Below are 19,083 nucleotides of genomic sequence, written 5' to 3'. Positions count from 1 at the left end.
GGAATGCAGCCCGGGACGCTCCGCGTCCCAAAAGCGGACGCAGAGCGTCCGTTGAGGCATTCCCACGCAGAGCGTGGGAACGATCATCTCAGGGCCGATACAAATGCGCGTGCCCTGCGCGGTACAGCGACGACTCACTGAAGTGATCACTGCCCAAAACCCGACCCACCAAAATCAACGCCGTACGCCGAAACCCCTTGGCTTCAACCTTCGCGGCAATGTCTTCAAGCGTCCCCACCACCCAATCCTGATCCGGCCAGGTCGCCCGGTGAATTACCGCGATCGGGCAATCCGCGCCGTAATGCGGCAGCAATTCGGCCAGGATCTTCTCCAGATGATTGACCCCCAGATGAATCGCCATGGTCGCCCCGTGCTGCGCCAGGCTGCCGAGCTCTTCGCCGGCGGGCATGGCGGTCTTGTCGGCGTAGCGGGTCAGGATCACGCTTTGCGACACGTCCGGTAATGTCAGTTCCGAGCCCAGAAGCGCCGCGCAGGCCGCCGTGGCCGTGACGCCGGGAATGATTTCAAACGGGATGTCGAGTTCGCGCAGGTAGCGAATCTGCTCGCCAATAGCGCCATAAAGACTCGGATCGCCAGAGTGCACCCGGGCCACGTCCTGACCCTTGGCATGGGCGGATTTGATCAGCTCGATGATCTGTTCCAGGTGCAGTTCGGCGCTGTTGACCACCTGTTCGGCGCGATGGCCTTCCAGCACGGCGGCGGGCACCAGGGAGCCGGCATAGATGATCACCGGGCAGCTGCGAATCAGCCGTTGGCCTTTGACGGTGATCAGTTCCGGGTCGCCGGGACCTGCGCCAATGAAGTAGACGGTCATCGTCGGTTCCTGTGAGAAAAAGGGGCTGGGCAAGGCTTCAGATGAAGATTGCTCATGATCGAAGGCGAGGATTATCGAGGATTTCAGGCGGCGCCGGCCAATGCCAAGGTGGCCTGGGCATATTTTTGTCGTGAAATCAGCAATTTTGCCGGTGCCTGGGTCAGTTGTTCGGCCAGGGCCAGGGCGGCACTTTCCGCGACGCCGTAGCAACCGGTGCGTTCGAACGCGATGTCCGAGCGGTGGCTGAGTTGCGGTTGATAGCCGGCCAGTTGTTCGCTGCTGAAGTACATCAGTGGCAGCGCTAGTTGTTCGGCCAATTCGATCAAGCCAGGCTCTTCGCGCTTCAGGTCGATGCTGGCCAGCGCCTTGATCTGGTGAAGTTCGATTTTATGAGCCTGTAACGCCTGATCGAGCAGCGCCCGCAGCGTGCTGACGGGGCAGCCGCGCTGGCAGCCCAGGCCGACCACTAAAGTCGGCGCTGTGCTGATCTCAGTCATGCGTGGTATTGACCATCGCTTTTGCGGCGGAACAACCAGGCACTGATCAGGCCCAGGGCCAGCCAGAAAGCCACGTTGGTCAGCTGCGAAGCGATTTTGAACTGAGTTTCCAGGGCTTCCGGAGCCAGCATCGAGTGGACTTCCGGTTGTGGTGCGCCGATCACATGAGGAACAGCCAGGATTGCCACGCCGAGCACTTTCATCAGCCAGTGACGGCTGAACACGATCAATGCGATGCCGACCGCGGTGGAGGCGGCCGTGCCGATCCACCAGATCTGCCGTTGCGCCAAATCAGCCGCGGCAGTGCCCGGCAGCTCGGGCGGCAGACCGAGGGTCGGTGCCAGCACGAACGTCGCGTAACCGGCCAAACCCCAAAGCAGGCCTTGGGAGGTTTTGGTCGGAGCGCGCAAGGTGTAAAGACCGGCCAGCATCAGGGCGAAACCAACCGCTACCACCAGGTTGCCGCCGGTAGTGGACAGCACGCGCTGCCAGCCGTCTTCCGGTTCCCAGGCTTCAGCATCGTGGGTGTGAGCGGCGACAGCACCTGCGGCGTGCTCGTGAACTTCAACAGCGGCGGGCTCGGATTTTTCGAACGTCTCGGCCTGCAGAATCAGCGGAGCCACCCAGAAGCTTTGCAGCAGGGTCAGCAACAGGGCGGCCAGAAGCCCGGTGAACCCTGCGGTTTGCGCAATACGCTTGATCATGTCAGCAGGTCTCAATGGCACGGGAATGCAGAGCTGTGGCGGGTATCGTGAGCGGCGTTGTGCACCGCTTCGATGTGCGAGAAACCGGCGAAATACACAAGGCTGGCACCCAGGATCGACGCGCACAGGGCGACAGTCAGGCGTTGAGTCAGGGTATTGGTGGTGCTGGCGGTGCTCTTATCGGTGTTGCTGCCGGTGCTGCTGATGATCGACATGGCGCTTCCCTCTGGTCTGTCAGCGGGTGATTTAGAGCGCATGGAAGACCCCTGCGAGTCGGGCGCGCAGAGGTTCAAACAGCGCCCGCCCACCGCGGGTTTGTTATTCAGTGATCGTAATGGTCACTTTGTGTTGCGGGCCGGTCTCCGGGCTCACGAGGGGTAGTGGCTTTCGCCTTGACCTGCAAGCATCACCTTCCCATGCCGAACTGCTGGCACAGTGGATCTGACGCTTCGCTCGCTTACCGTTGCGGGGGCAGCACCGGACTGACATGACTTTAGAGTAAAGCACATGATTCACCGGTTTCCCGTTTCACCCTGTGAAGGGCACCCGTAACAAGGCGTGTAGGAGAGCATGGGCGGGGGTTGGACGTCAATTGGCAAGGGTTCTCAGTTGGAAACTGCGGCGCTCCCTTCGCGAGCAAGCCCGCTCCCACATTTGAAATGCATTCCCCTGTGGGAGCGGCGGTGCGACGATTCGACTTGCTCGCGAAGGGGGCGCCACAGAACTCAGGTGAACATTGACCCGCCCCCACACGATGCGTAGCCTTGCGCTTTCGAGGTTCTTCGGCGTCTGCCGAAGCTAAGAAGGGAACGCGGTCGATGCCGCGGCTGCCCCCGCAACTGTGAACGGTGATGTTCGCTGCCACGCCACTGCAAACCCTGTGCAACGGGTTCGCGGGAAGGCGCAGCGAATGCCGGGCCGACAAGCCCGGCAAACCGTCAGCCAGGAGACCTGCCTCGACACAGATTCTCACTACAACCGGGCGGGGTGATCCGGTGGCGGAACTCTTGCGCGCGCATCCGTCGCAGCGATTGTCGTCCCGTATGCCCGCCACCTTGCCAAAGGGCATCCGATGAAAACACTGGCCAAACTCCCCGTCACCATCGTTACCGGCTTCCTCGGCTCGGGCAAAACCACTTTGCTGCGGCACATGCTCGACAACGCTCAGGGCCGTCGTATTGCGGTGATCGTCAACGAGTTCGGCGAGCTGGGCATCGACGGCGAAATCCTCAAGCAGTGCTCCATCGGCTGCACTGAAGAAGCCAACGGCCGCGTCTACGAACTGGCCAACGGCTGCCTGTGCTGCACCGTTCAGGAAGAATTCTTCCCGGTGATGCGCGAATTGGTCGCCCGTCGCGGCGACCTCGACCACATCCTCATCGAAACCTCGGGCCTGGCCCTGCCAAAACCGCTGGTGCAAGCCTTCCAGTGGCCGGAAATCCGCAGCGCCTGCACCGTTGACGCGGTCATCACCGTAGTCGACAGCCCAGCGGTCGCCGCCGGCACCTTCGCGGCTTTCCCGGACCAGGTCGATGCCCAGCGCAAACTCGACCCGAACCTGGACCACGAATCGCCGCTGCACGAGCTGTTCGCCGACCAACTGGCCAGCGCCGACCTGGTGATCCTCAACAAGGCCGACCTGATCAGCCCTGAAGACCTGGCCCGTGTACGCCTGGAAGTCGCTGAAGAACTGCCGCCAGCGGTGAAAGTCATCGAAGCCAGCAGCGGTCGCGTGCCACTGGACGTGCTGATCGGCCTCGGCGCCGGCTCCGAAGAGCACATCGACAGCCGTCACAGCCATCACGATCACCACCATGAAGGCGAAGACGATCACGACCATGATGCCTTTGACTCCATCTCCATCGAACTGCCGCAAGCCGACGAAAGCCTGCTGCTGGACGCGCTGACCCAACTGGTGGTCCAGCACGGCATCCTGCGCGTCAAAGGTTTTGCGGCGATCCCGAACAAACCGATGCGCCTGCTGATCCAGGGCGTGGGCACACGTTTCGACAAGCATTTCGACCGTCAGTGGGGCGCCGATGAAGCGCGCACCACGCGTCTGGTGTTGATCGGTCAGGAGCTGGACGCCACTCTGCTTGAAGCGCAATTGCGCGCTGCGCTCAGCGTTTAAGCCATGCACCTGCTCAGGACCCAGCCCGGCGGTTTCGTGTCGGATGACAACATTGCCGACCTTGGACAAACCCCCGCCGAGCTGGTGATCCTGTGCAGCGGCGACTCCAGCCTCGCGCTGCTCGCCGAAGCGGCGCAGCAGTTGCCCGACGATTACCCGAGCGTGCGCCTGGCCAACCCGATGCAGGTGCAGAATCACGCGTCGGTCGACCTGTATGTCGACGAAGTGCTGCGCCACGCCAAAGTGATTCTGATTTCGCTGCACGGCGGCATCGCCTATTGGCGTTACGGCGTCGAGCAACTGGTGCAACTGTCGGAGCGCGGCGTGCAGCTGATTCTGGTGCCTGGCGATGACCGCCCGGACCCTGAACTCAGCGAGCTAAGCACGGTGGGCGCGGAAGACCGCGATCGGCTCTGGCAGTTTCTGCGTCAGGGCGGCATGAGCAATGCCCTGGATTTTTTCCACTGCCTCGCCAATCGTTGGCTGGATCGCGACTACGCCTGGGCTGAGGCGCAAACCCTGCCGCGCACGGCGATTTACCACCCGAAAAAAAGCCCCGCTGAACTGAAGGATTGGCAAGCCGACTGGCAGGCCGATCAACCGGTGGCGGCGGTGCTGTTCTACCGCTCGCATTTGCAGGCGGCCAACACCGGTTTCATCGATATTTTCTGCCAGCGTTTGCAGGCGGCAGGGTTGAATCCTTTGCCGATTGCAGTGGCCAGTTTGAAAGAACCCGGCTGCCTGACGGTGGTCGAGGACCTGTTGGACGAAGTCGAGGCGGGGGTGATTCTCAACACCACCGGTTTCGCTCAATCCAGCCCCGAAGCGCCGCACTTGCGACCGTTTCGCCGCAATATCCCGGTGATCCAGGCGATCTGTGCCCAGGACAACGAACCGGGTTGGCGCGCCAGCGAGCAAGGCCTCGGTCCGCGTGATCTGGCGATGCACATCGCGCTGCCGGAACTGGACGGGCGGATCATCAGCCGACCGATCAGCTTCAAGGACCTGGCCTGGCGCAGCGAGCGCAGTCAATCCGATGTGGTCTGCTATCGGCCACAACCGGAGCGCATGGATTTTGTCGCCGAACTGGCGCGGCGCTGGATCGATCTGGCGCGAGTGCCCAACGCTGAAAAACGCATCGCCCTGATCCTCGCCAACTACCCGACCCGCGACGGTCGCATCGGCAATGGCGTGGGCCTCGACACCCCGGCCGCCGCGCTGAATATCCTGCGTGCGCTGCATAAAGAAGGTTATCCGCTGCCGGCCGAGTTGCCTGATAGCGGCACCGCGTTGATCCAGCAATTACTCGGCGGCGTCAGCAACGACCTCGACACCCTCGACCAGCGCCCGTGTATGCAAAGCCTCGCGCTGGATGACTACAACCTGATGTTCAACGCCTTGCCCGAGTCCAATCGCCAAGCGGTGCTGGAACGTTGGGGCTCGCCCGAAAACGATCCGATGTTCCGTGGCGGGCGAATGATGATCGCCGGGCTGCGCTTTGGCCTGACTTTCGTCGGCATTCAACCGGCGCGCGGTTATCAGGTGGACCCGAGCGCGGTGTATCACGACCCGGACCTGGTGCCGCCTCACGGTTATCTGGCGTTCTATTTCTGGTTGCGTAACACCTATGGCGCCCACGGCGTGATCCACGTCGGCAAGCACGGCAACCTCGAGTGGTTGCCGGGCAAAGGCGTCGGGCTGTCGGAGCATTGCTGGCCGGATGCGCTGCTTGGGCCGTTGCCGAACATCTATCCGTTTATCGTCAACGATCCGGGCGAGGGCGCCCAGGCCAAGCGCCGTACGCAGGCGGTGATCATCGATCACCTGATGCCGCCGCTGACCCGCGCCGAAACTTACGGTCCGTTGCGCAACCTCGAATTACTCGCCGACGAGTATTACGAAGCGCAATTACTCGATCCGCGCCGTGCCCGGGAGTTGCAGCGCGACATCCTGCAACTGGTGCGCGAGACGCACATCGACCGCGAACTGCAACTGGACGAAAAACTCGACAGTGATGCCGATGCGGCGATCTGGTTGCCGCGTCTGGACACCTATTTGTGCGACTTGAAAGAGTCGCAGATCCGCGACGGCCTGCACATTTTCGGCGAGTCGCCGACCGGGCGTTTGCGCATTGATACCTTGCTGGCGTTGTTGCGCATTCCGCGTGGCGATGGACGGGGTGCGCAATCGAGCCTGCTGCGGGCCTTGGCCAAGGCGTTCACGTTGGGCTTCGATCCGCTGGATTGCGCGCTCGCCGAACCCTGGACCGGGCCGCGTCCGATTGAACTGCAAACCCTCACCGATGAAGCCTGGCGCACAGCAGGTGATACCCGCGAACGTCTTGAGCTGTTTGCCGCTCAACTGATCTCGCAAACGTTGAACATCGAGGTCGAGCCCGGCCCCTGTGGGAGCGGGCTTGCTCGCGAAAGCGGTGGGTCAGGCAAATCAATGTTGACTGACACTCCGCTTTCGCGAGCAAGCCCGCTCCCACAGGAGGCAGGTTGGTCCGAAGTGAGCGCCATCATTGACAGCCTGCGCGAAGTCGTCGCGCCACGGCTTGATGCCTGCGGCCCGGCGGAAATGCGCGGTCTGCTTGACGCCCTAAGCGGCCTCTTCGTGCCCGCCGGCCCCAGTGGTGCACCGAGTCGCGGTCGGCTCGACGTGCTGCCGACCGGTCGTAACTTCTACTCGGTGGACGTGCGTAACCTGCCGACCACCACCGCGTGGCGTATCGGTTTCCAGTCGGCCACCCTGATTCTTGAACGACACCTGCAAGACCACGGCGATCACCTGCGTCAGCTTGGCCTGTCGGTGTGGGGCACCGCGACCATGCGCACCGGCGGCGACGACATCGCCCAGGCCATGGCGCTGATGGGCGTGCGCCCGGTCTGGGCCACGGGCAGTCAGCGGGTCGACGATTTCGAGATTCTGCCGCTGAGTCTGCTGGACCGTCCGCGCGTGGACGTGACGTTGCGCGTGTCCGGATTCTTCCGCGATGCCTTTGCCAATCTGATCCGTCTGTTCGACGCCGCCGTGCAAGCGGTCGCCGCCCTCGACGAGCCGGAAGACCTCAACCCCTTGGCGGCCAAAGTGCGTGCCGAGCGCGAAGCGTTGATGCAATCGGGGCTGGATGAAGAGGCGGCCAAGCGTCAGGCCGGTTGGCGCATTTTTGGCGCCAAACCGGGTGCCTATGGCGCTGGCGTGCAGGGCGCCATTGATGGTCGTCTGTGGCAAAGCCGCGACGATCTGGCCGAGGTTTATCTGAACTGGGGTGGCTACGCTTACGGCGGTTCTGACGAAGGCACCGCGGCGCGAGAGCAGTTCGCTCAGCGCCTGAGCCAGGTTCAGGCTGTGCTGCAAAACCAGGACAACCGTGAACACGACTTGCTCGACTCTAACGACTATTACCAGTTCCAGGGCGGCATGCTCGCGGCCGTGGAAAGCCTCAGTGGCGAAGCGGCGGCCAGTTACCATGGCGATCACAGTCAGCCGGATCTGCCGAAAATCCGTACGTTGAAGGAAGAGCTGAACCGGGTGATTCGCTCACGGGCAGCCAATCCGAAGTGGATCGACGGCGTGAAGCGTCATGGCTATAAAGGCGCGTTTGAACTGGCGGCGACGGTCGATAATCTGTTTGCGTTCGATGCCACTACGCAGCTGATCGACGATCACCAGTATGCGTTGCTGGCGGATGCGTATTTGCTGGATCCGGCGACCCGGGATTTTGTTCGCGAACATAATCCGCATGCGTTGCGCGACATGACCGAGCGGATGCTGGAAGCGCAGCAGCGGGGGATGTGGAAGGAGCCGGGTGATTACCGCGAAGCGCTGGAGAATTTGTTGTTGGATATCGAAGAAGACGGGTAGCTGATCGTTCCCACGCTCTGCGTGGGAATGCCTCAACGGACGCTCTGCGTTCGGCTCTTGGGACGCAGAGCGTCCCGGGCTGCATTCCCACGCAGAGCGTGGGAACGATCAATCAAAAAAAAAGACCACGACCGAGACAAAACCATGACCGACACCCCGCATTTCCCCCTCTCCGCCGTGGTCGGCGCCGACGATCTCAAACTCGCCCTCTACCTGACCGCCATCGACCCGAAAATCGGCGGCGTTCTCATCGAAGGCCCTCGCGGCATGGCCAAATCGACCCTGGCCCGTGGCTTGGCGGATTTGCTCGCCAGCGGCCAATTCGTGACGTTGCCGTTGGGCGCCACCGAAGAACGGCTGGTCGGCACCCTAGACCTGGACGCCGCCCTGAGCGAGGGTCGCGCACAGTTTTCCCCCGGTGTATTGGCCAAGGCCGACGGCGGCGTGCTCTACGTCGATGAAGTCAACTTGCTGCCCGACCACCTGGTGGACCTGCTGCTGGATGTGGCCGCCAGCGGCACCAACCTGATCGAACGCGACGGCATTTCCCATCGGCATTCGGCGAAGTTCGTGCTGATCGGCACCATGAACCCGGAAGAGGGTGAGCTGCGTCCGCAACTGCTCGACCGCTTTGGCCTGAACGTCGCCCTCAGTGGCCACACAGCACCGACCGAACGCGGCCAGATCATCCGGCGACGGCTGGATTTCGACAACGATCCCCACAGCTTCTGCGCCGAATGGGAAAGCCAACAGCAGTCGCTGCGCGAACGTTGCCAGAAAGCGCGCAGCGCGCTGGCAAGCATCCCGCTCGACGATCATGCGCTCGCGCAGATTACCGAGCGCTGCTTTGCCGCCGGCGTCGATGGCTTGCGGGCCGACCTGGTCTGGTTGCGCGCGGCGCGTGCCCACGCGGCGTGGCGTGGGGCAAGCGCCATCGCCGAGGAAGACATCGACGCCGTCGCCGAATTTGCCTTGCGCCATCGCCGTCGCGAGTCATCGCCACCAGCGCCGCAACACAGTCAGCCGCCCTCTACGCAAAATGCCAACCCGAGCGAAGGCCAGGGCCAATGGGGTGAAATGCCCGCTCAGGCGCTCCCGGTCGGCGCCCGACGTGACGTGCCGAGCTGGCCAAAAAAGCCCTAGGCATTCGCCCTCGATCTGACGCGGGGGCGAATGCCAGACCCCGTGGCGGACGGCTGGATAACGGCAAACAGGGTAAACGTCACACCGCGCGCAGCGGCTCGATCAATTGGCCCGGCACATTGCTGAACGGCCGCCCGCGTCAGCGCGCCGATGTCTTGTTTCACCTGCGCACCCGTTCGCCCCACGAACTGTGGCTGGTGATCGTCGACGCCTCGGCTTCGACTCGTCGCCATCAGGCGTTGAGCGATGCCAAGGGCTTGCTCGCGCAACTGTTCGACGATGCCTATCGCCAGCGTGCACGCCTGGCGTTGCTGACTGCCAGTGGTCATGTGCCGAAGTGGCAAGTACAAGGGTTGAAAGCCTCCGCGGGTTTGCGCAACTGGCTTGATGGGTTGGGAGCGGGCGGTGGTACGCCGTTGCTGGCGGCGCTGGGTGAGGCGGGGCGCTGGCTGACGGCACGGCAAAAACGCTTTCCGGCGGAAAAGCAGCGATTGTTGCTGGTAACCGATGGACGATTGAAGGACTGGTCGATGTTGCCGGTGCTTGATTGTCCGGGGCTGCTGATCGACATCGAACGGGGGCCGATTCGTCTTGGACGGTCTAAAGTATTGGCAACTCAATTGCAGGCGCAGTACCGGCATATCGATGATATGGAGTGAGCCGAAAAGATCTTCACAGGAGTGAGTCATGCGCGTTCTAGCCGCCAACATTCAGGATGATTTCCGCGTCAAGGCCTACGCCGGCGCCAATGGCGTGCTGTTGGCCATGGACCTGGCCGAACCCCGCCGCAAAGGCCTATTGGGTTTCGCCATCGAAAGACAACAAGGCCCCAAGCCCTGGCTGTTCCTGTTCAACAGCCTGACCTTCCCCGGCAAGGTGCATACCTTTCCCCATTTTCACGCCACCCCCAGCAATATCGCGCCGTTGCAGAAATTTCGCTGGGCCGATTACGCGGTCAATCCGGGGATGACGATCCATTACCGAATCCACCTGGCCTACGGCCCCGTTGATGCGCCGCAACTGGGTGAGTACCTGGAAGTGACGGTCACCTCCGACAATGGTCAGCCGAATAACCAAAGCGTGATCTTCAATCGCGCAGTGGCTGCCAGTCAGGCGTTCCAGCGCAAGTTTCCCGAACTCGACGCGCTGATCAGCGCCAACAAGAACCTGCCCATCGAAGCCTGGCCGGATGCCCCGCGGCAGTGGCTGGAAAACGGTTTACTCGGGCGTTTGCTGGGGTTTATCGAGCGTGCGGTGGATGACCAGTGGGCGCTGGACATTGCCATCTACGAGTATGAATTGCAGGCCGTTGTCGATGCGGTCAATGCCGCGTTCGAACGTGGGGTAAACGTTCGAGTCCTGTATCACGCTCAACCGGACGATGATGACACCACCGTCAACGAGGCCAGCCTGGAAAAAATCCCGGTGGCGCACAAACGTGGACGGGTAACCCATAACATCTTCCACAACAAGTTCATGGTGCTGAGCCGACTCGACGCGGCGGGGCAGCGTCAGCCCGAAGCGGTGCTTTGCGGCAGCACCAATTTCACGCCCAACGGCGTTTACCGCCAGGCCAACGTGGTGCATGTGCTGGACGACACGCGCGTCAGCACCAGCTATCTGCACACCTTCGAGCAGGTCTGGGCTAACCCTGCGGATGTCGGTTCCACCCGAAACTGGCTCACGCAAAACAACCCGATGGATCCGCTGCAGCCGATGTTCGCCGGTTTCTCACCGCGCTCGGGCAGAGGGGATCTGCAAGCGTTCGTCGAGATCATCAACGCCGCGAAAAAGGACGTGCTGTTCGTCACCGCGTTCGCCTTGCCCGACGACATCCTGAACGCTTTGCTCGGCCTGCCCCACGACGACATTTTGCGTTACGGCCTGCAAAACACCGCCAGCCGTATCACCGGTTTCCACGCCGACCGCACCGCTGAATTCGCCGCCACCGCGCTGCTCAACACCGGGCTGGAAGGCTGGCTCCGAGAGAACATGAAAGGCCAGAAGGGCAACCTGCTGGTGCACACCAAAGCCGTGGTGACGGACTTCACCAGCGATGCGCCGACGATCATCAGCGGCAGCCATAACCTCAGTGCCGCGGCCAGCAATGGCAATGACGAAAACTACCTGATCATTCGCGGCGATACCGATCTGGCAGACCGTTATGGCCTGGAACTGCTGCGGTTCTACGAGCATTACCGCTTTCGCTACTTCGCCAAGAAACTCGCGCTCAAGCAGGTCCATCCGTTGGCGGCGGATGACAGCTGGACCGATGATTACTATCGCGCGGGGGATTTGCGGATGCTGTCGAGAGTGCGTTTCTCGGGGCGATAAGCGCTAAGGCCTGTTCATCGCCTGCCGGTACTGACGAGTCCGCCGGGCGATGTACACGCGGTCGAGAATCAACGCCCATAGCGCCGACACGTCGGGACGGGTCTTGCGCCCTCGGCTCAAGCGATTGAGCTGGAACTTCACGACGGCCATGCTCGCCAGCGCCGCCAGAGGTTTGCGTTTCCAGCGAATCGGCGGCAGTTGCGGGTGACTGTTCTGGCCTTCGCGCCAGCGTTTGACCAGTTGCGGTTCAATCGCCAGCGCCGTGCCGATCCCGGCCATGGCGATGCCGCTGTCGAGTACCTGTTCGACGATCGCCAGGCGTCGAATCCCGCCGGTCACCATCACCGGCATGTTCGCCACACGGGCCAATTCCCCGGCCATTTCCAGGAAATACGCTTCACGCGCCAGGGTCCGGCCATCCCGGGCCTCACCTTGCATGGCCGGGGCTTCGTAGCTGCCGCCGGAGAGTTCCAGCAGATCGATCGGTTGATCGTTGAGCCATTGGATGACTTGTCGGGCATCGTCGGCATCGAAACCGCCGCGCTGGAAATCCGCCGAGTTGAGCTTCACCGCCACGCAAAATTGCGGCGACACAGACTTGCGCACGGCGCTGACCACTGCCAACAACAAGCGCGCGCGATTTTCCAGAGAACCACCCCAGCGGTCGGTCCGGCGGTTGGTCAACGGCGAGAGGAACTGGCTGATCAGGTAACCGTGCGCGGCATGAATCTGCACCCCGGTGAATCCGGCCTTTTCCGCAAGGACAGCGCTGGTGGCGAAGCGTTGGATGACCTCTTCGATGTCGCGCTCGCTCATGGGTTTGGGCTCGGCAAACATCTTCGAGAACGCACCCAGGTCCAGCGCCACGGCGGACGGCGCCAACGCTTGCTGGCCGAGGTTGGCCATGGTCTGACGGCCAGGATGATTGAGCTGCATCCAGAACTGCGCGCCACCGGCCCGACCGATGCTGGCCCACTGGCGAAAGCGTTCAAGGTGCCGCTCATCTTCCAGCACCACGCCGCCGGGGCCGGTCATGGCGCGGCGGTCGATCATCACGTTGCCAGTCAGCAACAGTCCGGCTTCGCCTTCGGCCCACGCCTGATACAGCCGGAACAAGGCATCCGCGGGTGCCTGCCCGCTGTCAGCGAGGTTCTCTTCCATCGCGGCTTTGGCGATGCGGTTGCCGATGGTCTGTCCGTTGGGCAAATTCAACGCTTGGAAGGGCGACATGCTTGACTCCTCATCAGTGAAGAGTAGAGGCTAAGCTTAAAGTTAACTTTAATGTCAAGCAGGCAAATGAGGCCGTGATGAAGATTGGTGAATTGGCGCAATTGAGCGGGTTGAATGCGTCGCGCATTCGGTTTTACGAGGCTCAGGGTTTGATTCGGCAAGTGGAGCGCCGGGCCAACGGTTACCGGCACTATCCCGACCAGACGTTGCAAACCCTGAAGATCATCCTTTGCGCCCAGCAGGCCGGGTTCAGCCTGGAAGAGTTGAAACAGTTGTTGCCGGACAGCGCGACCGGTGAGTTCAAGCAAGACGAATTACTGGCGGGTCTTACGCGCAAAGTCGAACAGATCGAAGAGATGCAGCTGCACTTGGCGCAGAGCAAGGCGCAGCTGTTGGAGGTGATCGACAACATTCAGTCGCGGCCCGAGGGCATGGGCTGTGAAGCGAATGCCCAGCGGGTATTGGCGAGGTTCAAGCCTTAGCGCTGATAGCTGCGGTCGACGGAGCGGGGATCGGATTGCGCATCAGCGTGCCCACCACCAGCGCACCCAGTAATGCCAACAACCCCGCGACCCAAAGCAGCAGGCTGAAACCACCGACGAAGGCTTGGCGGGCCAACGGTTCGACCACGGTGCGCGCGGTTTCCGGCAACAGGCCCATCGCCGCCGTCATGTCACCGGCCACCACCCGCGAGGCGATGCCCTGGGTTTGGCCGAGCCATTGCGCACCTTGTGCCGTCAGGCTCGTACGCAACAACAGTTCGGTATGACTGGACAGCAACGCGCCGAACACGCCAATGGCCAGCACGATTGCGCTGAAGCGCATGGTGGTGCTCATGCCTGAGGCCATGCCGGTGCGCTCCCGTGGCACGCAAGCCATGATGTTCTTTTGCGTATCGCCGTTGAGCAACCCGGCACCGGCGCCCGTCACGGCAATCGCCAGGGCGAAGGGCAGGTAACCGCCGCTGCTGACCGCCCAGGCACTGAGCAGATTGCCGCTGCCGACCAGGGTCAAACCGGCGGCCATCAACGTGGCGGGGGCAAACCGACTCGCCAGGCGTACGCCGATGCGCGGGCAAATCAGCATGGTCAGGGCAAACGGCAACATCCCCAGACCTGAAGCGATGGCCGAGAAACCCAGGCCGTTTTGCAGGTAGAACGGCAGCAGGGTCATCATCACCTGGGCGCAACCGGCGTAGGCAAACATGCCCAATAGCGTGCCGATGAAACGCGGATGCTTGAATAGTTGCAGATCGACCATCGGCCGCCGCTGCATCCGCTCAATCACCACGAACAGCCCCAGCAACAGAGCGCCGCCGATCAGCCGGGCGTAGGTCAGCGGGTTGCTCCAGCCGATCCGGTTCGCCTCGATCAGGCCCCAGATCAGGCACAGCAAACTCGCACTGAACGCCAGGCTGCCCCAGGGATCGAGGCGTGCGGACTGCGTGTCGCGGGACTCCGGCACGGCGCGCCAGACCATCACCATCAACAACAATCCCACCGGCAAATTGAGGTAGAAAATCCAGCGCCAGCCCATGTATTCGGTGATCAGCCCGCCGACCGTCGGCGCGGCGGTCATCGCCACCCCCATGCACGCCCCCCAGAACGCCCAGGCCTTGGCCCGTTCCACTTCATCGTGAAAGGTGTGGCCGATGGAGGCGAGCGCCGAGGTCAGCAGCAAGGCCCCGCCGACACCCTTGATCGCCCGGGCGATGTCGAGGAACAGCGCGTTGGGCGCGGCACCGCAACCAATGGACGCGAGAATGAAAATGGCCAACCCGCAGAGCAGGGTTTTCTGCCGACCAAAGCGGTCGGCGATGCTGCCAGCCGGCAACAAAAGGGCCGCGAAGGCCAGCATGTAAGCGCTGACCACCCATTCGATGTCGGCAAAGTTTGCGCCCAGGTCCCGAGCGATCGTCGGCAGAGTGACGGCGACAATGTTGGTGTCGAGTACGATCAGCGAGCAAACGCCTGAGGCTGTGAGTAATGTCAGTCGCGGGCTCACCTTGGATTTGACGGGCATGGCAACGTTTCTCTACTGTGAAAGTCAGTGCAGCTTATCGTCTGTTGCTACTGTCCTTGTTAGGTACGCCTTGTCACTTCATTACCTTTGAGCTAATGCACAGATGGATATTCGCCATTTTCGCTATTTCCTCGCCGTTGCCCGGCAAGGCAATTTCACTCGCGCCGCCGAACAACTCGGTATCGCACCGCCGACCTTGACTCGACAGATCCAGGACATGGAGAACGAACTCGGCACACGATTGTTCGTGCGCCAGACACGTGAAGTCAGCCTGACCGAGGCCGGCGCGGCGCTGGTGATCGAGGCCGAGGCGACGGTGCGCCAATTCGAATACGCTCAGTACAACGCCCAGCGTGCCGGGCGCGGGGATATTGGCCATATCGAACTGGGTTACGTGGCTTCGGCGGTGTATTCGGGCTTGCTGCAGAAACAAGTGCAAGCCTTCAGCCGCGAGTGTCCTGATGTCAGCTTGAATGTACGGGAAAGTCCCATGGCGTCATTGCCGATGATGGTGGTCGAGGGGCGTTTCGATGTTGGCTATGTCCGCTCACCCATGACCTTGCCCGAAGGCCTGGAAGCCATTCGCCTGGATGCAGAAGGCTTTGTGCTGGCGCTGCCGACCGAGTCCTGGCTGTGCCGATTGCCAGAGATTGGCCCGGAACATTTGCAGAACGAGACGTTCATCCTGCCGGAACAAATCAGCGGCACGTTGCAAGTCGCCGCCGAGGGTGGATTTGCGCCGAAACTGGGTGCGCAACCGGGCGGGCTGGTGGCGGTCATTGCATTGGTGTCGTTGGGGCAGGGCGTGGCGGTGGTGCCAGAATCGGTGGTCGGGCATGTCAGTTTGCCGGGTGTCTTATACCGGCCGATCAATGGGTGTGAGGCGAGCTCCTGGTTGTCGTTGATCCATCGGCGATTCGAAAAATCACCGGCGGTGGCGAGGTATATCGAGCGGGTCAAAAATCACTGAGTACAGATTTTGTAATGATTTTCAACTGTAGGAAATATCGCTTTCGCCTGTACGCTCCAAGGCCTTTTTCCTTTCAGGACGTGCATGAACACCCTCTCGGAGCCTCCCGGTTATCCTTTCTCCTCGCGCTACTGCGCGGTCTTGATGCACGCGAAACACCCAGTCTTTCGACTTCTGAATACCTTTGACATTGCAGTTCCACGGCCTCCGCGCCGCGCCTTGCCGTGCCCGGCATTCTGAATTCACTGAAGAGATCGAGACGTTTTTATGGAATGGATAGCTGACCCCACCGCGTGGCTGGGCCTGTTGACGTTGATTGTGCTGGAGCTGGTGCTGGGCATCGACAACCTGGTGTTTATCGCAATCCTCGCCGACAAACTGCCGCCCGAGCAGCGCGACCGTGCGAGGATCATCGGTTTGTCCCTGGCGTTGCTGATGCGTCTGGGACTGCTGGCGAGTATTTCCTGGCTGGTGACCCTGACTCAGCCGCTGTTCGAGGTGTTCGACAAGAGCTTCTCCGGCCGCGACCTGATCATGCTGTTCGGTGGTGTGTTCCTGTTGTTCAAAGCCACGATGGAATTGCATGAGCGGCTCGAAGGTCATGTTGGCCAGCGCTCGTCCAATGTGGCTTACGCGCTGTTCTGGCCGATCGTGGCGCAGATCGTGGTGCTCGATGCGGTGTTCTCTCTGGACGCGGTGATTACCGCTGTGGGCATGGTTGATGAGCTGGCGGTGATGATGATCGCGGTGATTATTTCCATCGGCCTGATGATCGTCGCCAGCAAGCCGCTGACCCGTTTCGTCAACGAACACCCGACGGTGATCATGCTGTGTCTGGGCTTTCTAATGATGATCGGCTTCGCGCTGACCGCTGAAGGCCTGGGGTTCCACATTCCGAAGGGCTACCTGTACGCGGCCATCGGCTTCTCGATCCTGATCGAGATTTTCAACCAGATCGCCCGGGCTCGCCGCAAAAAATCCATGCAGGGCCTGCGACCGATGCGAGAGCGCACGGCCCACGCCGTGATGCGTTTGCTCGGTGGCCGCAAGTTGGCCGTGGAGGAGGTCGGCGAGGAGATTGCCGACTTGCTGGACAACGGTGAATCACCAAGCTCAGAACTGTTCGACCGTCGTGAGCGAGTGATGATCAGCGGTGTGCTGGAACTCGCCGAGCGGCCGATCCGCACCTTGATGACCGTGCGCGCTGACGTCGACTACATCGATCTGTCCGACGATGCCGACGCCATTCGCACGCGCCTGATGCATTCGTCCTATTCGCGCCTGCCGCTGATTCGCGATGGCGCAGTGGATGAGCCGCTGGGCTTCGTGCACAAGAAGGAATTGCTCAAGGAATACCTGGCCGGCAACTCACCCGGTCTTGACCATTTGGCGCGCAAGACCATCAACCTGCTGGACAGTTACTCGATCCTCAATGCCCTGGAACAGATGCGCAAAGCCTCGACGCACATTGCGTTTGTGGTCAATGAATTCGGTGACTTCGTCGGTGTGTTGACCATGACCGACATTCTCGAATCGATCGCCGGCGAGTTGCCTGACGCCAGCGAAATCGAGGGCCCGGATGTGGTCGAGGAGAAGGGTGGATTCATGGTCAGCGGCGCGTTGAACCTGGCACGCGTGCGACAGCGGACCGGGTTTGCGGCAGAGCCCGGCGACGACTATCAGACCCTGGCCGGACTGGTGATGAGCTTGCTGGATCGCCTGCCGATGATCGGTGACAGCCATGAGTGGGAAGGCTGGCGGATGACCGTGGTGGCGGTTGAAGAGCGGCGGGTGACACGAGTGTTGCTGGCGCGTATCGACGGGTAATTTTGCGCCGGATTTGAGGGGGCTTCGCGGGCTTGCTCGCGCAAGCGACTATCCGGCGACAGGTAACTCAAGCCCTGCCCACCTGACGCGCCCGAGGCACAGTGCACAGGGTCCGCAAGGTTTGATGCAACCACGCCAGGTCATGGCTCGGTTTGCGAGCCGTGTATCTGGGTTTCACCTTGCCGATGTGCCTGGCGAAGTCTTCCTGCAGGGTTTGCTCAGTGCCGATTCCCTTGAGCTTCTTCAGCAACTTCCCATCCTTGTAAAACAGTACGGTGGGTGTTCCGGTGACGTCCGGGTGGCGGGGGGATTCGCTGGTGTTCAGCATGTAGATCAGCGCGTGATGGCGATATCGTTCGCCAATCTCACGAAAAATCGGCCCGGCTGTTTCGCAGGCGGGACAGTGTTGACTGCCGAAGTACAGGATCACCGGGCGCCAGGTTCTCAGGGCCTTGCGGTAGACCGGGGCCAGTGCTTTGCGAGCGATTTTCGAGCTCATTGAAATCTCCTTTTCACAACGGCCATTGACGGTCCATCGACGGTAAAGGAAGGCGCGGGAAGGAGTCTACTGTCAGAAATAACAGGTAGGTAAGTTTTCCTACGTAGACTCGGACACTCCTTACCGTGTTACAGGACCAGCCCGACAGGACACACGGAAAGCTGGAAGCGTGTGGCGTGATACTTTTTGTTCATTCTTCAATGGAGTGTCCGAACAGATGAGTAGGAACCTGGAGCACAAGATCAATCCGCGAATCGAAGGGCAAAAAGCGGCAAGCACTGAGCGCCTCCTTTATGACAAAAGGATAGAGGCAGATACGCTTCGGAGTGCTATTTTTAGCACTTCTAAAAGCACCCTAAGGAATAACTTCATGACACATATCGTGCTTTCGCAGGTGGTGGCGAGCATTTCTGAATTGAAAAAAAATCCGATGGGAACGGTCGCTGCCGGCGGTGGCCTGTCTGTTGCGATCCTTAACCGCAATGAGCCGGCTTTCTATTGTGTTCCCGCAAAAGAGTACGAAGCCATGATGAATCGCCTGGATGACTTGGAGTTACTTGCTCTTTGTAAAGAGCGGGAAAACGATCCGACCATAAAGGTTTCGATTGATGACCTATGAGCTGGAGTTTTCAGAAAAAGCCTGGAAAGAATGGAAAAAGCTTGGAGTAAACCTGAAGGACCAGTTCAAAAGGAAACTTCAGGAGCGTCTTGTAAACCCGCACGTTCCCGCTGACCGACTCAGCGGGCTTGGAAATGCTTACAAAATCAAGCTGCGTAGTGCCGGATATCGAATGGTATATCGCGTGCTTGATGATGTGCTGGTAGTGACCGTCATAGCAGTGGGGAAAAGAGAGCGGAGCGATGTGTACAAGGATGCAGCCGATCGCTGATGGGTCTTGTTAAGTTTATTTTCCGGCTGCCTTGGCCAACGCAGCACCGCACCGAATTAACTCATAAAAACTCCAACTGTGAACCAGATACCCGTACGTTGTAGCCAACGGTAGCGGTCGTTCACCTGTGCATT

At 60.9% G+C, this 19,083-nt stretch carries 17 protein-coding genes and 2 riboswitches; of the genes, 10 read left to right on the top strand and 7 right to left on the bottom strand.

Annotation, left to right across the window (positions count from 1 at the left end; genetic code table 11):
• Positions 1–88: 88 nt before the first annotated feature.
• The 4 genes from cobM to CKW16_RS18515 all read right to left on the bottom strand — a co-directional run bounded on the left by cobM (position 89) and on the right by CKW16_RS18515 (position 2,251).
• Positions 89–835 carry a precorrin-4 C(11)-methyltransferase gene (gene cobM, locus CKW16_RS18530; protein WP_095129620.1) on the bottom strand — a complete coding sequence of 249 codons (747 nt, stop codon included), beginning with the start codon at positions 833–835 and terminating at the stop codon, positions 89–91.
• Between the two features lie 83 nt (positions 836–918).
• Positions 919–1,332, bottom strand: a complete 414-nt coding sequence (locus CKW16_RS18525; protein WP_095129619.1) for a cobalamin biosynthesis protein — start codon at positions 1,330–1,332, stop codon at positions 919–921.
• A complete protein-coding gene (locus tag CKW16_RS18520) occupies positions 1,329–2,036 on the bottom strand; it encodes a CbtA family protein (protein WP_095129618.1) in 708 nt (235 codons plus the stop codon). Before CKW16_RS18520 ends, CKW16_RS18525 begins: the two co-directional genes overlap by 4 nt.
• A gap of 11 nt (positions 2,037–2,047) precedes the next feature.
• Entirely contained in the window at positions 2,048–2,251 is a 204-nt protein-coding gene (locus CKW16_RS18515; RefSeq protein WP_095129617.1) for a CbtB domain-containing protein, read from the bottom strand.
• Between the two features lie 120 nt (positions 2,252–2,371).
• Positions 2,372–2,601: riboswitch (cobalamin riboswitch) on the bottom strand.
• 193 nt (positions 2,602–2,794) lie between these two features.
• Positions 2,795–3,010: riboswitch (cobalamin riboswitch) on the top strand.
• Positions 3,011–3,108: 98 nt separating this feature from the next.
• On the opposite strand from CKW16_RS18515, the gene cobW reads away from it, so the two are divergent.
• The 5 genes from cobW (at position 3,109) to CKW16_RS18490 (ending at position 11,511) form a co-directional block, all read left to right on the top strand.
• Positions 3,109–4,167 carry a cobalamin biosynthesis protein CobW gene (gene cobW / locus CKW16_RS18510; protein WP_095129616.1) on the top strand — a complete coding sequence of 353 codons (1,059 nt, stop codon included), beginning with the start codon at positions 3,109–3,111 and terminating at the stop codon, positions 4,165–4,167.
• Between the two features lie 3 nt (positions 4,168–4,170).
• The gene (gene cobN, locus CKW16_RS18505) at positions 4,171–8,034 is read left to right on the top strand and encodes a cobaltochelatase subunit CobN (protein ID WP_095129615.1); all 3,864 of its coding nucleotides are present in this window, start codon (positions 4,171–4,173) and stop codon (positions 8,032–8,034) included.
• A 144-nt stretch (positions 8,035–8,178) separates the two neighbouring features.
• Positions 8,179–9,177, top strand: coding sequence for an ATP-binding protein (locus tag CKW16_RS18500; protein WP_095129614.1), 999 nt, complete (start codon positions 8,179–8,181; stop codon positions 9,175–9,177).
• 119 nt (positions 9,178–9,296) lie between these two features.
• The gene (locus tag CKW16_RS18495) at positions 9,297–9,836 is read left to right on the top strand and encodes a VWA domain-containing protein (protein WP_095129613.1); all 540 of its coding nucleotides are present in this window, start codon (positions 9,297–9,299) and stop codon (positions 9,834–9,836) included.
• A 28-nt stretch (positions 9,837–9,864) separates the two neighbouring features.
• Complete coding sequence (locus CKW16_RS18490; RefSeq protein ID WP_095129612.1) at positions 9,865–11,511, top strand: phospholipase D-like domain-containing protein; 1,647 nt, start codon at positions 9,865–9,867, stop codon at positions 11,509–11,511.
• A 3-nt stretch (positions 11,512–11,514) separates the two neighbouring features.
• On the opposite strand, the gene CKW16_RS18485 is transcribed toward CKW16_RS18490, so the two are convergent.
• Positions 11,515–12,741: an NADH:flavin oxidoreductase/NADH oxidase family protein gene (locus CKW16_RS18485; protein ID WP_095129611.1), complete on the bottom strand. Its 1,227-nt coding sequence runs from the start codon at positions 12,739–12,741 to the stop codon at positions 11,515–11,517.
• Between the two features lie 77 nt (positions 12,742–12,818).
• On the opposite strand from CKW16_RS18485, the gene CKW16_RS18480 reads away from it, so the two are divergent.
• On the top strand, positions 12,819–13,223 hold the full coding sequence (locus tag CKW16_RS18480; RefSeq protein ID WP_095129610.1) for a MerR family transcriptional regulator: 405 nt from the start codon (positions 12,819–12,821) through the stop codon (positions 13,221–13,223).
• Here CKW16_RS18480 and CKW16_RS18475 read toward each other — a convergent pair.
• Positions 13,213–14,763: an MFS transporter gene (locus CKW16_RS18475; RefSeq protein WP_095129609.1), complete on the bottom strand. Its 1,551-nt coding sequence runs from the start codon at positions 14,761–14,763 to the stop codon at positions 13,213–13,215. The two genes, CKW16_RS18480 and CKW16_RS18475, sit on opposite strands and share 11 nt — an antisense overlap.
• A gap of 103 nt (positions 14,764–14,866) precedes the next feature.
• Between CKW16_RS18475 and CKW16_RS18470 the strand changes: the two genes are divergently transcribed.
• A complete protein-coding gene (locus CKW16_RS18470; protein ID WP_095129608.1) occupies positions 14,867–15,733 on the top strand; it encodes a LysR family transcriptional regulator in 867 nt (288 codons plus the stop codon).
• Between the two features lie 267 nt (positions 15,734–16,000).
• The gene (locus CKW16_RS18465; protein ID WP_095129607.1) at positions 16,001–17,560 is read left to right on the top strand and encodes a TerC family protein; all 1,560 of its coding nucleotides are present in this window, start codon (positions 16,001–16,003) and stop codon (positions 17,558–17,560) included.
• Between the two features lie 67 nt (positions 17,561–17,627).
• Here CKW16_RS18465 and CKW16_RS18460 read toward each other — a convergent pair whose 3' ends face one another.
• Positions 17,628–18,059, bottom strand: a complete 432-nt coding sequence (locus CKW16_RS18460; protein ID WP_095129606.1) for a co-chaperone YbbN — start codon at positions 18,057–18,059, stop codon at positions 17,628–17,630.
• Positions 18,060–18,429: 370 nt separating this feature from the next.
• On the opposite strand from CKW16_RS18460, the gene CKW16_RS18455 reads away from it, so the two are divergent.
• Positions 18,430–18,678, top strand: coding sequence for a type II toxin-antitoxin system Phd/YefM family antitoxin (locus CKW16_RS18455; protein ID WP_095129765.1), 249 nt, complete (start codon positions 18,430–18,432; stop codon positions 18,676–18,678).
• Positions 18,668–18,949 (top strand): type II toxin-antitoxin system RelE/ParE family toxin, encoded by a 282-nt coding sequence (locus CKW16_RS18450; RefSeq protein WP_095129605.1) that lies wholly within the window; start codon positions 18,668–18,670, stop codon positions 18,947–18,949. Before CKW16_RS18455 ends, CKW16_RS18450 begins: the two co-directional genes overlap by 11 nt.
• Positions 18,950–19,083: the final 134 nt, after the last annotated feature.

The sequence above is a fragment of the Pseudomonas sp. Irchel s3h14 genome (assembly GCF_900187425.1).
Lineage (GTDB): Bacteria > Pseudomonadota > Gammaproteobacteria > Pseudomonadales > Pseudomonadaceae > Aquipseudomonas.
The sequence above is the reverse complement of the archived record's forward strand: the minus strand, read 5'-3'. Positions and strand labels throughout refer to the sequence as shown.